The organism is Treponema sp. R6D11, assembly GCF_054786075.1.
Genome location: NZ_BDHD01001283.1, coordinates 1 through 339, shown reverse-complemented (window position 1 = coordinate 339; position 339 = coordinate 1). Strand labels below are relative to the sequence as shown.

Genomic DNA, 339 nt, shown 5'->3' with positions numbered 1-339 from the left:
GTTGGAAAGGATCAGTTCCAGCACCGTGCGCCTTACGGCGATAATTTCGGGATCGTGCGTGGTTATGTTCATTTTGTCTTCGCAGGCGGTAATGCACGCGCGAACCATCTTAGGCGCCCCGCCCATCGACATTCTTACGATACAAATGCCGCAGGACGCCCAAGGGGAAAGGTCCGGGCTGTAGCAAAGGGTGGGGATTTTCACGTTCACTTTTTTCGCGGCCTGAAGAATCGTAGTTCCCGGCTCAACTTCTAACGCTTTTCCGTTTATTGTTATGTTTACCATTTTCTTCTCCTAACTCTTAGATATCGCGCCGAATTTACAGGTATGCATACATTC

The 339-nt window shown here is 49.6% G+C and carries 1 protein-coding gene; it reads right to left on the bottom strand.

Annotated features, from left to right (window positions below):
* Nucleotides 1–285: 2Fe-2S iron-sulfur cluster-binding protein (locus ACYVTD_RS18450; protein WP_461249048.1), on the bottom strand; the 285-nt coding region annotated here is incomplete at its 3' end.
* Between the last annotated feature and the right edge of the window lie 54 nt (nucleotides 286–339).